Below are 14,284 nucleotides of genomic sequence, written 5' to 3' on the forward strand. Positions count from 1 at the left end.
TTTCTTCACGGTTCCGTGCGCACGATGGCCTCGAAGTATCCGCTGATGCGCTCGAGACTCGGCTCCTTCACGCGGAAACCCACATATCCGTCGGGTCGTACGACGACGGCCTCGGGATCCGTCCCGAAGCCGTACATTCGTGCCGCATCGCCGTTCTCGTCACGCAGGGCCCGTCCATCGGACCGGTCGGCGGCGGGAGCGATGATGTACGCCCGCAGCAGGTCACCGAATCGATCGGTAACGGCGTCGGACAGCTCGGCGAGCTCGGACCCGGCGGCCGCGTTCGGTGCCCACGACAGCACCGTATGTCCGGGATGGCGAAGTAGGTCGTGCACTCGTATGGGAGAGGTGACCGTGTCCTGCCGGAGGCCACGGGCGTCAGGTGCGCGATCGCCTGGCGACGGGCCTGTCGAGTCCCCCGTGCCCCCGACGATGGTGCTATCGCGATAGCCGAGCAGGAGCTGCGCCTGCCGCAACATGGCCGTCGCGAAGTCGGTTTCGCCGCTTCCGATGCCCTCGCGCGCGTCACGCACGGTGCGGCCCACCACCTCCTCGCCGATGGGTCGGCGTTCGGCGTCGTAGCTGGCGAGAAGGCCGTCGGCGGCGTGTCCGCTCACCGCGAGCGCGAGTTTCCAGCCGAGATTGTAGGCATCCTGAATGCCTGTGTTCATCCCCTGCGCACCAGTGGGTGGATGGATGTGGGCCGCGTCGCCCGCAAGGAACACCCGCCCCGTGCCGTAGCTGTCTGTGATCCGGTGACTGACACGAAAGACAGAGGACCAGCGCATCTTTCGTACGCTTGTCGGTTCGGGTGCGAGGCGGTCCACCACGTCCTGGATATGCCCGAGCGTGGGCGGGTGTTCCCCTTCGAGGCCGTGCGCGACCGTGTCTGCCCCGGTGGTTGCCAGGTCGGGCGCGACGAACGACGACACGCGATACCGGCCGCGGCCGGGCAGCGGGATGCACACCATCAGGTCTGAGGTGGCTCCGTTCTCCTGCGTCATCGCGCGTACTCCGTAGCCCGTCGGCAGGGACCAGTCCAGTTCGACGTCGGCGAGCATGTATTCCTCGGGGAAGGCGTCGCCCTCGAACGAGACCCCCAATCCCTTGCGTACCGCGCTGTGGGCGCCATCGCAGCCGACGAGATATTTCGCCGTCAGCTGCTGTGTGCCGTCATCGGTGCGCAGGGTGGCGACGACACCGTCCGCGGTCTGCTCGAACCCGGTGAGTTCGACACCGTATCGGACCGTCGTGCCGTGTTCGGCCAATGCGTGTCGAAGGACGTGTTCGGTGGCGTACTGCGGCATGCACGCGAACCGGTAGGGCACGTCCTCGGGCAGTTCGAGGTCGAAGCGCATCGCCTCGGCTCCGTTGACGTACACGATCTGCCCGCGCATCGGAGCCGACAGGTCGAGTGCGGGCCGCGCCACGCCCATCGCATCCCACACTTCGAGGGTCCGCGGCTGGATTCCCACGGCCTTGGCGTAGTGCGCCGGTGTCGGCAATCGGTCGATGACGACGATGCCGATTCCTCGGCGGCGAAGCTCGAGCGCTGCAGTCAGCCCCACCGGGCCGGCACCGACGACAAGTACGGATGTTTCGCTGATCTCGGACACCGTTGTGCCTTTCGTAGCGAGCGGTGTATCGATTGTGTCGCCGCCGGTCCTTGCGTGGGCCCGAATGCCGACAATTCACACCGGGCGACATACTGGTCGCCGAAGCCCCGCAACTGCAGCGACTGATCGGGCGAGGCCGATCGAGGAGGAAAAATGGAGAGCCGATCCCTGCCGGTCTACGCTGCCGGTGAGATCGACGTGCCGTTCGTGATCGCGGGCATGGACGAGCTCATCGGAAGTGACACCCGCTTCGAGCCGCATTCGCATCCTACCCACGAGCTCTTGTGGAACGAACGCGGCGCGTCGAGCGCAACCATCGGCTCTCAGACCTGGACCATCACCCCGACCATCGGTCTGTGGATCCCGGCGGGTCTGCTGCACTGGGGCATCATGCCGACGGGAACATGGTATCGCACTGCGCATTTCGGAATCGACCACGCGCCATTGCTGTCCGACGGGCCGGTGGCGGTCGAGATGACATCGTTGCTGCGGCTACTGCTGGACCGCCTGACCGATGAGTCGCTCGGAACCGCATCGCGGTCGTTGACCGAGAAGATGGTGATCGACGTCCTGGCGCCCGCTGCGCACGAGTTGCTGGTGCAGGTGCCGACTTCCCCGGTGCTGCGGCCCATCGTCGAAGCGGTCGGTGCCGATCCCAGCGACCCCCGAACGCTGTCGGACTGGGCGGAGGAGTTGGGTGTCAGCCGTCGTACGGTCACCCGTGCGTTCAGGGCCGAGACCGGGCTCAGCTTCGGGCGGTGGGTCGCTGCGGTGCGCGCACAGCGCGCGGTCATGCTCCTCGGGCACGGCGTCGAGCTGGGTGAGGTCGCAGAGCAGATGGGATATCGCTCGGTGAGCGCATTCGGGGCCGCGTTCAGGCGGGCCACGGGCGCAACCCCTGCTACGTTCCGGGCGGGCTGATCCGGCCAGTCTGTGACCCGATCGCGATATCGAGTGTCCCGACCTCGCGATTGCGTCTCGGATCGGTAAACATTAGATTTAGGCAAACCTCGCCTAATGTCCGATGGGTCCGGATGCGGGCATCACCTGCACGAAAGTGAGTTCGTCCACATGCGTTCCAAGCGCTTCCTGGCCGTGGCCGCGACCGCGGTCGCCGTCACGCTCGGTTTATCCGCCTGCAGCTCCGATTCGTCGGGCTCCAGCGAAGGCGACACCGGCACCGCGTCCGGCGAATACCCGATCACCATCGAGCACGCCCTCGGCACCACCACGCTCGACGAGAAGCCGGAACGTGTCGCCACCGTTGCATGGGCCAACCATGAGGTGCCGCTCGCGCTGGGTGTCGTGCCGGTCGGTATGGCCGCCGCGAACTTCGGCGACGATGATGACAACGGCCTGCTGCCGTGGGTCGAGGAGAAGCTCGAAGAGCTCGACGCCGAGACACCTGTGCTGTTCGACGAGACCGACGGCATCGACTTCGAGGCCGTGTCCGACACGAACCCCGATGTCATTCTCGCCGGGTATTCCGGTCTGACGCAGGAGGATTACGACACCCTCAGCGAGATCGCCCCTGTCGTCGCATACCCCGAAGGGCCGTGGGCGACGTCGTGGCGCGATGTGATCGCGATCAACAGTGCCGGAATGGGGATGGCCGAAGAAGGCCGTCAGCTCATCACTGGCCTCGAGCAGGAGATCGCCGACGTCGCGGCGTCGCATCCCGAACTCGAAGGCAAGGCGACGATGTTCCTCACTCACGTCGATACCGCAGATCTGAGCCAGGTCAGCTTCTACACCGCGAACGACACCCGCGCCGCGTTCTTCGAGGACCTCGGCATGTCCACACCGAAGAGTGTCGCCGACGCATCCACCGGCGACGAGTTCTCCAAGAAGGTCAGTGCTGAGCAGGTCGACGTGTTCGACGACGTCGAGATCATCGTCACCTACGGCGACCAGGCACTCGTCGACTCCCTCGAGGCCGACCCGCTGCTGTCGCAGATGCCGGCCGTCGCGAACGGTTCGATCGTGTTCCTCGACGGGTCGGGCCCGCTCGGCACCGCCGCGAACCCGACTCCGCTCGCCATCTCGTGGGTGCTCTCGGACTACGTCGACATGCTCGCCGAAGCAGCAGGCAAGACGAACGCGGAGTGACCTCCGTACAACAATCCCCGACGCCGAGCGCCGCACTTCCGCGGCGCTCGGCTCTCGGCAACTCTGCATGGCTCGTCGTGCTGCTAGGAGTCCTCGTGCTCCTCGTCGTCGCGTCGGTGACCGTCGGGTCGCGCGATGTGGAGTGGGCCGACATCGTCGCCGCCCTCGGTGGATCGACCGACAACATCGGTCAGGGCGCCATCGCGAAACGCATCCCGCGGACGGTGCTCGCGCTTCTCGTCGGAGCGGCGTTGGGGCTGGCCGGCGCGGTGATGCAGGGTGTGACCCGAAACCCGTTGGCCGACCCCGGCATTCTCGGCGTCAATATGGGCGCGTCGCTCGCAGTGGTCGTGGGCATGGCGTGGTTCGGGCTGTGGACGCAGACCGCGATGCTGTGGGTAGCGATCTTCGGCGCCGGCATCACCGCGGTGTTCGTCTACATGATCGGGTCGCTCGGTCGCGGGGGAGCGACACCGCTCAAACTCGCGCTCGCCGGAGCGGCCACGGCAGCGGCGCTGTCGTCGTTCATCACCGCGATCATACTTCCGCGCAACGACATCGCCGGGAACGTGCGCTCGTGGCAGATCGGCGGTGTGGGAGGCGCGACGTTCGATGCGATCGGGCAGGCGATGCCGTTCCTGATCGCAGGATTCGTGATCTGCCTGCTGTCGGCACGCAGTCTCAACTCTCTGGCCTTGGGCGACGAGATGGCCGCCGGGCTCGGCGAACGTGTGGCGCTCGCGCGTGGGCTCGCCTCGCTCGGAGCGGTACTTCTGTGCGGTGCTGCCACCGCGATCGCCGGACCCATCGCCTTCGTCGGACTCGTCGTGCCGCACCTGTGCCGGCTCTTGATCGGCGTCGACAACCGTTGGCTGTTGCCCTTCTCCGCATTGGTGGGTGCCGCGCTGCTCACGGCCGCCGACGTCGTCGGACGCATCGTTGCGCGACCCAGCGAGATCGACGTCGGCATCATCACCGCGCTCATCGGCGCACCGTTCTTCGTGTACATCGTCCGACGGCAGAAACTCCGAGAACTGTGACAGCGACACTCACCACCATCAAGCCCGACGTCGACGAGGTCGCCGCGAGCCGTGTGCGCCGTGGGCGACGTCGTCGCATCGTGATCGGGATCCTCGGGGTACTCGTCGTCGCCGCATTCGTCGCGAGCCTGATGTTCGGGAAGACGTTCTATCCGCCGTCCGACATCGTCCGCGTGATCCTCGGCGAGAACGTGTCGGGCGCGACGTTCACCGTCGGCCGACTCCGCCTACCGCGCGCTGTGCTGGCGGTGGTCGCGGGAATTTGCTTCGGCCTGGGCGGCATCACCTTTCAGACGATGCTCCGCAACCCGCTCGCGAGCCCCGACATCATCGGCATCAGCGCCGGCGCGAGTGCCGCAGCCGCATTCGGGATCATCGTGCTCGGGCTCGGCAGCACCCAGGTGTCGATCTTCGCGATCGTCGCGGGGCTCGGAGTGGCGCTGTTGATCTATGCGCTGTCGTACCGAGGTGGGGTCGCGGGTACGCGGCTGATCCTCATCGGTATCGGCATCGCGGCCATGCTCGACAGCGTCACCTCGTATCTGCTGAGCACAGCGGCCGCGTGGGATCTGCAGGAGACGATGCGCTGGCTGACCGGCAGCCTCAACGGTGCAACCTGGGGCGCGACCGTGCCCGTCATCGTCGCACTCGCGATTCTCGGTCCGGTGCTGTTGGGACAGACCCGTAACCTGTCGATGATCCAGCTCGGTGACGACGCCGCCCAGGCGCTCGGTGTGCGTGTGGAACGCACCCGCATCGTTGCGATCGTCGCGGCCGTCGGACTCATCGCGTTCGCCACCGCGGCAGCGGGACCGATCGCGTTCGTCGCGTTCCTCGCAGGTCCGATCGCCGCCCGCATCGTCGGCCAGGGCACGTCGCTGTTCGTCCCGGCTGCGCTCGTCGGGGCGCTCCTGGTGCTCGTCGCCGACTTCGTGGGCCAATACGCGTTCGGCACCCGCTACCCGGTGGGTGTCGTGACCGGTGCGCTCGGAGCGCCGTATCTCGTCTACCTGATCATTCGCTCCAACCGAGGGGGAGGTTCGCTGTGACCGCACCGCACACTCTGACGGTCGAAAACCTGGAACTCGGCTACGGTAGCCGGACCGTCGTCGAGGACTTCGATCTGGACATACCTTCGGGGATGATCACGTGCATCGTCGGGGCGAATGCGTGCGGCAAGTCGACGCTGCTGCGGTCGATGTCGCGCCTGCTCGCACCCCGCGGCGGGCATGTGCTGCTCGACGGCAAGGACGTACACAGGCTGCCCGCGAAGAAACTCGCTCGCACCCTGGGTCTGTTGCCGCAGTCGCCGATCGCTCCGGAAGGGATCGTGGTCGCGGATCTCGTCGGGCGCGGCAGGCACCCTCATCAGCGGGTCCTGTCGAGGTGGAGTCGCGCGGACGACGCCGCAGTCGCCGATGCGCTTGCGGCCACCAACACCACCGAACTCGCCGAACGCGCCGTCGACGAACTGTCCGGTGGCCAGCGGCAACGGGTGTGGATCGCGATGGCCCTCGCGCAGCAGACCGACGTACTGCTGCTCGACGAACCCACCACCTTCCTGGATGTGAGTCATCAGGTGGAGGTGCTCGACCTGCTCACCGACCTCAACCGAGACCGCGGCACGACGATCGTCATGGTGCTGCACGATCTCAACCTCGCCGCCCGTTATGCCGACTACCTCGTCGCGATCGCAGACGGTCGGCTGTATGCGGCGGGTGATCCGTCGGAAGTGCTCACGAGTGACACCGTCGCCGCGGTGTTCGGGCTCGACAGCCGCGTGATCGACGATCCTGTCTCCGGGAAGCCGCTGGTGCTGCCGGTCGGGCGGCATCACGTCACGGTGTGAAGTCTTTAGCATCACGCTGATTTCAGACGTGGTGGGCCGGGCGCGAAATCGGAATGATCCTCGTCATGACCGAACCTCTCGATCTGGCCACAGACGTCCTCGTCATCGGAGGCGGACCCGCCGGCACCTGGGCCGCGCTGAATGCGCGCAAGGCCGGTGCCGACGTGATCCTCGTCGACAAGGGGTACTGCGGAACCAGCGGCGCAACAGCGCCTTCGGGGACCGGGGTCTGGTACGTCGCACCTGATCCGGAGCAGCGGGCGAAAGCGAAAGCGAGCAGGGAAGCGCTCGGTGGCTATCTGGCCGACCACGCGTGGATGGACCGCGTGCTCGACCGCACCCACGAGAACATGCACCTCCTCGGCGACGAAGGGCGCTACCCGTTCCCGGTCGATCCCGACACGGGACAGCAGATCCGCACCGGGGTGCAGGGCCCCGAATACATGCGGCGCATGCGGGCGTGGGTCCAGCGGCTCGGCGTCCGCATCCTCGATCACTCACCGGCGCTGGAGTTGTCGGTCGACCGCGACGGGGCCGTGCGCGGCGCTGCCGGGTACCAGCGGCAGGCCGATCGCGACTACCGGATCACGGCGGGGGCCGTGGTGATCGCCAGCGGAGGCTGCGCGTTCCTGTCCGGTGCGTTGGGTACCAACGTCGACACCGGTGACGGCGCCCTCATGGCCGCCGAAGTGGGTGCCTCCTTCTCCGGTATGGAATTCGCCAATGCCTACGGGATCGCGGCAGCTGGTTCGACGATCACCAAGACCGCGTACTACGGCTACGCGACCTTCTTCCACGCAGACGGCAGCGTGCTCGAGGGCGCGGGATCGAGCAAGGGCCGTTCGATCATCGCGAAGACGTTGCAGAACGAGCCGGTATTGGCGCAGCTCGATCGGGCGGACGCCGAGGTGCAGCGACAGATGCGGCTCGGTCAGCCGAACTTCTTCCTGCAGTTCGACCGGCGAGGGATCAACCCGTTCACCGACAAGTTCGAGGTGACGATGCTCGCCGAGGGAACCGTGCGTGGCACGGGCGGTATCGATGTCGTCGACGATACGTGCGCGACGTCGGTGCCCGGGTTGTATGCAGCGGGGGACGCCGCGACCCGCGAACGCATCTGCGGTGGCTTCACGGGGGGTGGCAGCCATAATGCGGCGTGGGCGATGTCGTCGGGAAGCTGGGCCGGGCGGGGGGCGGCCCAGTTCGCGCGACGCGTCACCGAGGTACGGGCTCGTGACCTGCGCGGGGCCGGTCGCGCCGGGTTGCGACCGGCCCAGCGCACCGAGCTCGACGCCACTGCCGTGCTCGCGGCGGCGCGCTCCGAGCTGATTCCGTACGAGAAGAACCTCTTCCGCAACGGCGTGGGACTGCAGAAGTCGATCGACGAGCTCGAATCACTGTGGACGGCGCTCGCATTCGGCCTGACTCCGGGTACCGGCACGGAGCGTATCCGGGCGAGGCAGGCGGCGGCGATCACGGCCGTCGGTCGCTGGGCCTACCACTCGGCATCTGCCCGTACCGAGACTCGCGGCATGAGTAAACGCTCGGATCACCCGGATCTGGATCCGGCTCAGCACCATCACATTCTCACCGGGGGCCTCGACGAGGTGTGGACGCGGACTGCTCCGGTGCGCAATTCGGTGATGGTGGCGTCGTGATCGAGATCCTGCTGGCCGACGCGTGCATCGGCTGCGACAAGTGCGTCGACGTGTGTCCGACCGACGTATTCGATCGCACCGATTCGGGAATCCCGACGATCGCGCGTCAGCATGATTGCCAGACGTGCTTCATGTGCGAGGCGTACTGCCCGACCGACGCGTTGTTCGTGCACCCGCAGTCGACACCACGTGAGGTGCAGGGCGACGACGGTGACCACATCGGACGGTATCGAGAACAGATCGGTTGGGGGAGTGGACGGGTCGCGGGATCTCGGGTCGCGGTGGGGCCGGAGCTTCCCCGCGGTGAGCCGCCACCCCGTCTGTCGGCCGGTCGACAGTCGGTCGGCGACGGGACCTGCTGGGGCTCGCGTCCGAAATGATGGTTGGTGTATCGATGTTTCGCGGGTGAGGTATCGTCGTGATCGTCCGTGCAGCACAACACAGAGGTCACAGCCATGCCCGCCACCGATCGACCGCAGCCCGCGTCGCTGCGCACGGTCTGGCACAGCTGGCGGCTCTACGTGGACCTGTGCCGCACCGGCGCCGAGCGCTGTCGTACGTAGGCTCCGCTCGATCACCGAGGTGACCGAGCAAGACGATGCCTGCTCGGTTCCCACACCTCGAGGATTCCTCACATGTCTCTGTCTTTCCACTGGTTCCTGCCCACCTCCGGCGACAGCCGCTCGATCGTCGGCGGTGGGCACGGCGCCGACCTGCGCGCGAACGCCGGCGACCGTCCCGCAACCCTCGACTACCTCGGTCAGGTCGCCCGTACCGCCGAGCAGCTCGGATTCGAGGCTGCGTTGACCCCGACGGGACTGCAGTGCGTGGATGCGTGGGTCACCACGGCGATGCTGGTGCCGCAGACCCGGCGACTGAAGTTCCTCGTGGCGTTCCGTCCCGACGCGTTGTCGCCGACGCTGGCCGCGCAGATGGCCACGACATACCAGGAGCACTCCGACGGTCGACTGTTGATCAACATCGTCACCGGTGGTGAGAGCAGCGAACAACGTGCCTACGGCGATTTCCAGCCGAAGGACGAACGGTATCGGCGCACCGACGAGTTCCTCAGCGTGGTGAGGGGGCTGTGGCGCGGTGATCTGGTGTCGTTGGAAGGCAAGCACGTTCACGTCGAGGGCGCTCGACTCGACAAGACCCCGCCCGTGACACCGACCGTGTACTTCGGTGGGTCGTCGCCCGCCGCGCTTCCGGTGGCCGGCCGGCACGCCGATGTGTACCTGACGTGGGGTGAGCCGCCGGCCCAGGTCGCAGAGAAGATCGCACGAGTGCGGGCCGCGGCAGCCGAGTTCGGCCGTACGCTGCGTTTCGGTGTCCGCCTGCACACGATCAGCCGCGACACCTCCGAGCAGGCGTGGGCCGAAGCTCAACGATTGCTCGACGACATGAACCCCGACGACATCGCGCTCGCGCAGGCCGGGCTCGCAGCCAGTGAATCCGAAGGCCAGCGCCGCATGAGCGAACTGCACGGCAGTGCACGACGACACGACGGCGGCGCCCGCACCCTCGAGATCCACCCGGGTCTGTGGAGCGGGGTCGGATTGGTGCGTGGTGGCGCCGGGACCTCACTGGTCGGCAGCCACGCCGAGGTGGCGTCACTGATCGAGGAGTACCGGGCGGCCGGTGTCGACGAATTCGTGCTGTCCGGCGTGCCGCATCTCGAAGAGGCGTACTGGTTCGGCGAAGGAGTATTGCCGATTCTCGAGCGCAGAGGACTGTGGACGCATCCGGATCGCGTCGATGCAGACCCGAAGCCGGCGTTCGTTCACTGATCGAGACAACGAGAGCGGGCCGCGTCCTCCCCCGAGGACGCGGCCCGGTGTCGTTCTGTGATCAGCTGTGCGCGTGATAGATCGCGCTCGCAATCTTCTCCTTGTATGAGGTGAACTCCGCGGACGTGCGCACGGCCGCCGACCGCCCCTCATCGGTGGCGTCCTCGGGAAGCTCGATCGGGATGTCGTGCATGATCCGGCCCGGGCGTGCGCTCATCACGAGTACCCGGGTGCCGAGAAGTACGGCTTCGTCGACGCTGTGCGTGACGAACAGGACCGTGCGGTGGTGCTCGCGCCAGATGCTGAGCAGCTCGAGCTGCAGCTTCTCGCGGGTCAACGCGTCGAGCGCGCCGAACGGTTCGTCCATCAGGATGATGCGGGGATCATTGACGAGCACCCGTGCGATCTGGGCGCGTTGCTGCATACCGCCCGACAATTCGTAGGTGCGGCGATCAGCAAAATCGGCCAGTCCGACCATGTCGAGAATGTTCTCGGCCCGCGCGCGACGATCCTGCTTCGAAGCCCCGCGCAGGCGCGGCCCGAGTTCGACGTTGGCGCGCACCGATTTCCACGGGAAGAGATTGGGCTTCTGGAACACGACCCCACGTTCGGGTCCGGGACCGGTGACGACGTCGTCACCGATGCGGATCGATCCGCTGGTGGGCTGCTCGAAACCGGCGAGCATCTGCAGCACGGTCGTCTTTCCACACCCGGACGGCCCGACCAGAGAAACGAATTCGCCGGGCTCGATCGTCAGGTCCGTCGTGTCGACCGCGCGCACCGCGGTGGCTCCGTCGCCGTACGCCTTCGAGACCCCGGAGAATTCGACCCGGTCGGGGGCCGTCCGTGTGCCGGTCACTGTTCCGCGACCGCGTTCACTGCATCGACGTACACACCGTTGCTGTACGTCTCGGGTGTGCTGACCTCGGTGATCTCGCCCTGGCTGAGCAGGAACTCCGCGGTGGACTGCAGGTTGGTTGCCATGGCGCCGCCGAGGTACTCGGGTGAAGCCTGGTCGGAGGCGCGCAGGAACTCGAGCCCCTCGAGCTGCTGAGTTGCCTCGTCGGGGGTGATACCCAGCTGCACCGCGAGCGCGACGGACGCTTCGTCGGGGTCGGTGAGCAGCTGCTCGACGGCCCAGTCCTGCGCACGCGTCCAGGTCTCCATGAACTCGGGGTTGCTCTCGATGAAGTCGCGGGTCGCACCGGCGAGGTCGAAGGTGGGAACACCCTCGGCGGCCGTGTCGGCGCTGGTGAGCAGCACGTGTCCGTCGGTCAGCTGCGACAGGGTGGGCTCCCAGATCCAGGTACCGTCGATCTCCCCACTCTGCCACGCCGCGACGGTCGCATCGGGGGCGAGGTTGACGAGCGTGACCTGATCGGTGATGCCCGCCCGATCCAGTGCGGCGAGAAGGCTGTAGTGCGCGGTCGACGCGAACGGCGTCGCGATCGTCTTACCGGCGAGTTGTTCGACCGAGGTGATCGACGGGTCGCGGACGACCAATGATTCGGCGGCTCCGATCACGTCGTGGACCCAGACGACTTGCATGTCGATGTTCAGTGGCGCCGACAATGCCTTCGTGGCGGGACTGGACCCGAGCAGCCCGAGATCGACACTGCCCGACCCGAATGCCTGCACAACGTCGCCGCCCGACGCGAATCGGCTCCACGAAATCGTGGCGTTCGGGAGGCAGGCCTCGAGGATGCCGGCATCCTTGACGAGCAGGTCGCCGTTGGGGATGTCCTGGAACGCGATGCGCGCGTCGGTGGTGACGGATTCGTCCACCTCGAACGGGCAGGCCTGCGTGTCCGAGGACCCGTCGCCGCCACCAGCGGGCGCTGTCTCTCGATCGGATGACACGCAACCCGACAGGATGGTGGTGGCCGCGAGGGCCGCGGAGACGAACAGGACTGTGCGTTTCATGACTTTCCTTTCCACGGCACGGCCAGCACGCCGATCCATTTGATGAGTGCATCGAGAACCAGAGCGGTGATGCCGATGACGACGATGCACGCGATCGTCAACGGGGTGTTGAGCTGTGTACCGGACAGATAGGCGAGCCCGCCGATCCCGGGGATTCCGTTGTTCAGTTCGGCCGCGACCACGGTGGTCCACGCGAACCCGACGGCGATGCGGATCCCGGTGAGTACCTCGGGAGCGGTCGACGGGAGCACCACATGGGTGAGGACCTGGCGTCGGTTGGCGCCGAGTGACCGGACAGCATTGATGTAGTCGCGAGGGACGGAGTGGACTCCGTTGATGGTCGCGATGGTGATCGCGGGGAACGCCGCGAGGAACAGCAACCAGATCTTCGATGTGTCGCCGATGCCGAACCACACGATCAGCAGGCCGATATAGCCGAGCGGTGGCAGTGCGCGCAGGAAGTTCAGATAGGGCTCGATCAGCGTGTTCAACGGCCGCCACATACCCATCGCGAACCCGAGGAGCGGGCCGACGATGATTGCAGCACCCACGCCGACGAAGATGCGTTGACAGCTTGCGAGCAGGTGTTCCCACAGGAAGTAGCCCTGCTCGCCTTGCACGAGACGATCGACGCCCGGCGCGACCTGGTGCCATGTGTTGGCCTGGACGAATGCGTCCCACACCGCGCCCGGGGAGGGCAGGAACAGGGGTTTGATCAGGCCGGCGGCCGTGACTGCCCACCACGCGAGCAGAAAAACGATCAACGCGAGTACGCGCCCGCCGATGCGGCGGAGTTGCCCGGACCGGCGATGCTGAGATCCGTCGCGCATGGCGGGCGTCGTTTTGTCCGTTTCCGCCGCAGGCGTCTGCGCGGTGAAACTCATACCGGAACCTCCTGGCCGGAAGATCCGGGCCGTGCCTTCGAGATGTTCAACCTCGCCATCCTCCGGTGGGCCGACGTCAGAGCACCAGCGTTGAAATCGTGACGATTCGAATTATCGACACGGTGGTTTCCCTCGTGATAAGGATCGAGAAATTTCTCATTCCGATTTCACACTCCGGAAGTGGAGGGCGACCTCCCGGCGATCGGAGAATTCGGATCTGCGTGATTCGAACGCCCGGACGGCATGGACAGGTGGCGCAATACCCGACTGCGACTGCGGGTACCTCCCTCGATCCGGAGCCGTCACCGGCGCAATGACACGCGGCCCGGAACCGGCCACGTGTCGTCGGGCCGGCAGTCGATTTCGCGACGCTAACGTCCAGTTTCGTCCGAATCGACCTTCTCGGGAGAACAGATATGAGTGATGTCGCGCGGCTGCGCCAGCCACGCTCCGACCGAGCGCGGCAGGTATCCGACGTGCTGCGCCGGCAGATCCACGGCGGCGCGTACGAATCGACATTGCCTAGCGAACAGGACCTCGCCCACGAGTTCGGGGCGTCCCGCAACACAGTCCGTGCAGCCTTGTCCCTCCTCAAGGGCGAAGGTCTGATCGATCGGGCACCGAAGGTCGGAACCCACGTGGTCGGACGCAAATACGAACACGGACTCGATGCATTGCTCGGCCTGAAGGAGACGTTGCGCGGCTACGGCGAGGTCCGCAACGAGGTGCGAGCAGCATCCGTCATCACCGCGCCACCGGCTGTTGCGCATCGCTTGCAGCTGGACCCGGGCGGTCCCGTCGTCTACGTCGAACGACTCCGCTATCTCGGCGACCTGCCGCTGAGCCTCGACCAGACCTACCTCGAACCCGAGATCGGAACCGAACTGCTCGAACACGACCTCGAATGCAATGACGTGTTCGCGCTCATCGAGGAGATCTGCGACCGGCCGCTCGGGGGAGCGGACCTCGCGCTCGAAGCCCTCGCCGCGGATGCCCATTCCGCTGCGCTCCTGCAGACCTCCGAGCACGCGGCTCTTCTGCTGCTCGAACGCCTCACAGCGCTGGACGATGGGCGTCCCGTAGACCTCGAGTACATCCGCATGCGCGGAGACCGAATCACGATGCGCGGCAGTCTTGCCCGCAGACCGGAACCAACAGGGTGGGAGATCACCACATGAGTTTGATCAATCAGCGCGCCGACGTGCCCGTCACCATCGACGAGTCGCTGTGCATCACAGGATGCACGCTGTGCGTCGAGATATGCCCTCTCGACTCACTCGCCATCAACCCGGAGAACGGGAAGGCATTCATGCATGTCGACGAGTGCTGGTACTGCGGTCCGTGCGCCGTGCGTTGCCCCACCGGCGCGGTCACCGTGAACATGCCCTATCTCCTCCGCTGACCCGAAACGGATG

The 14,284-nt window shown here is 66.4% G+C and carries 14 protein-coding genes; 10 read left to right on the forward strand and 4 right to left on the reverse strand.

Features of this window, described 5'->3' with window-relative positions; translation table 11 throughout:
- Positions 1-5: 5 nt before the first annotated feature.
- On the reverse strand, positions 6-1,607 hold the full coding sequence (locus Q7514_RS24960; protein WP_330136035.1) for an FAD-dependent monooxygenase: 1,602 nt from the start codon (positions 1,605-1,607) through the stop codon (positions 6-8).
- A gap of 162 nt (positions 1,608-1,769) precedes the next feature.
- On the opposite strand from Q7514_RS24960, the gene Q7514_RS24965 reads away from it, so the two are divergent.
- The 8 genes from Q7514_RS24965 to Q7514_RS25000 all read left to right on the forward strand — a co-directional run bounded on the left by Q7514_RS24965 (position 1,770) and on the right by Q7514_RS25000 (position 10,062).
- Positions 1,770-2,537: a helix-turn-helix transcriptional regulator gene (locus Q7514_RS24965; RefSeq protein ID WP_330135949.1), complete on the forward strand. Its 768-nt coding sequence runs from the start codon at positions 1,770-1,772 to the stop codon at positions 2,535-2,537.
- A gap of 150 nt (positions 2,538-2,687) precedes the next feature.
- A complete protein-coding gene (locus Q7514_RS24970; RefSeq protein WP_330135950.1) occupies positions 2,688-3,725 on the forward strand; it encodes an iron-siderophore ABC transporter substrate-binding protein in 1,038 nt (345 codons plus the stop codon).
- Positions 3,722-4,765, forward strand: coding sequence for a FecCD family ABC transporter permease (locus tag Q7514_RS24975; RefSeq protein WP_330135951.1), 1,044 nt, complete (start codon positions 3,722-3,724; stop codon positions 4,763-4,765). Before Q7514_RS24970 ends, Q7514_RS24975 begins: the two co-directional genes overlap by 4 nt.
- Positions 4,762-5,814 carry a FecCD family ABC transporter permease gene (locus Q7514_RS24980; RefSeq protein WP_330135952.1) on the forward strand — a complete coding sequence of 351 codons (1,053 nt, stop codon included), beginning with the start codon at positions 4,762-4,764 and terminating at the stop codon, positions 5,812-5,814. Before Q7514_RS24975 ends, Q7514_RS24980 begins: the two co-directional genes overlap by 4 nt.
- Positions 5,811-6,614 (forward strand): ABC transporter ATP-binding protein, encoded by an 804-nt coding sequence (locus tag Q7514_RS24985; RefSeq protein ID WP_330135953.1) that lies wholly within the window; start codon positions 5,811-5,813, stop codon positions 6,612-6,614. The genes Q7514_RS24980 and Q7514_RS24985 overlap by 4 nt, the downstream gene beginning before the upstream one ends.
- A 65-nt stretch (positions 6,615-6,679) precedes the next feature.
- Positions 6,680-8,272, forward strand: a complete 1,593-nt coding sequence (locus Q7514_RS24990) for an FAD-binding protein (protein WP_330135954.1) — start codon at positions 6,680-6,682, stop codon at positions 8,270-8,272.
- Complete coding sequence (locus Q7514_RS24995; protein ID WP_330135955.1) at positions 8,269-8,652, forward strand: ferredoxin family protein; 384 nt, start codon at positions 8,269-8,271, stop codon at positions 8,650-8,652. The genes Q7514_RS24990 and Q7514_RS24995 overlap by 4 nt, the downstream gene beginning before the upstream one ends.
- Before the next feature lie 255 nt (positions 8,653-8,907).
- Positions 8,908-10,062 (forward strand): LLM class flavin-dependent oxidoreductase, encoded by a 1,155-nt coding sequence (locus Q7514_RS25000; protein ID WP_330135956.1) that lies wholly within the window; start codon positions 8,908-8,910, stop codon positions 10,060-10,062.
- A 61-nt stretch (positions 10,063-10,123) separates the two neighbouring features.
- On the opposite strand, the gene Q7514_RS25005 is transcribed toward Q7514_RS25000, so the two are convergent.
- The 3 genes from Q7514_RS25005 to Q7514_RS25015 are packed head-to-tail and all read right to left on the reverse strand — an operon-like array spanning position 10,124 to position 12,815.
- Entirely contained in the window at positions 10,124-10,921 is a 798-nt protein-coding gene (locus Q7514_RS25005) for an ABC transporter ATP-binding protein (protein ID WP_330135957.1), read from the reverse strand.
- Positions 10,918-11,985 (reverse strand): taurine ABC transporter substrate-binding protein, encoded by a 1,068-nt coding sequence (locus Q7514_RS25010; protein WP_330135958.1) that lies wholly within the window; start codon positions 11,983-11,985, stop codon positions 10,918-10,920. The genes Q7514_RS25005 and Q7514_RS25010 overlap by 4 nt, the downstream gene beginning before the upstream one ends.
- The gene (locus Q7514_RS25015) at positions 11,982-12,815 is read right to left on the reverse strand and encodes an ABC transporter permease (RefSeq protein WP_408016183.1); all 834 of its coding nucleotides are present in this window, start codon (positions 12,813-12,815) and stop codon (positions 11,982-11,984) included. Before Q7514_RS25015 ends, Q7514_RS25010 begins: the two co-directional genes overlap by 4 nt.
- A 470-nt stretch (positions 12,816-13,285) precedes the next feature.
- Between Q7514_RS25015 and Q7514_RS25020 the strand changes: the two genes are divergently transcribed.
- Positions 13,286-14,047 carry a GntR family transcriptional regulator gene (locus tag Q7514_RS25020; RefSeq protein ID WP_330135960.1) on the forward strand — a complete coding sequence of 254 codons (762 nt, stop codon included), beginning with the start codon at positions 13,286-13,288 and terminating at the stop codon, positions 14,045-14,047.
- Positions 14,044-14,271 carry a 4Fe-4S dicluster domain-containing protein gene (locus Q7514_RS25025; protein WP_330135961.1) on the forward strand — a complete coding sequence of 76 codons (228 nt, stop codon included), beginning with the start codon at positions 14,044-14,046 and terminating at the stop codon, positions 14,269-14,271. Before Q7514_RS25020 ends, Q7514_RS25025 begins: the two co-directional genes overlap by 4 nt.
- Positions 14,272-14,284: the final 13 nt, after the last annotated feature.

Origin of the sequence: Rhodococcus artemisiae, assembly GCF_036327795.1 — a bacterium.
In the GTDB taxonomy this organism is placed as follows: domain Bacteria; phylum Actinomycetota; class Actinomycetes; order Mycobacteriales; family Mycobacteriaceae; genus Rhodococcus; species Rhodococcus artemisiae.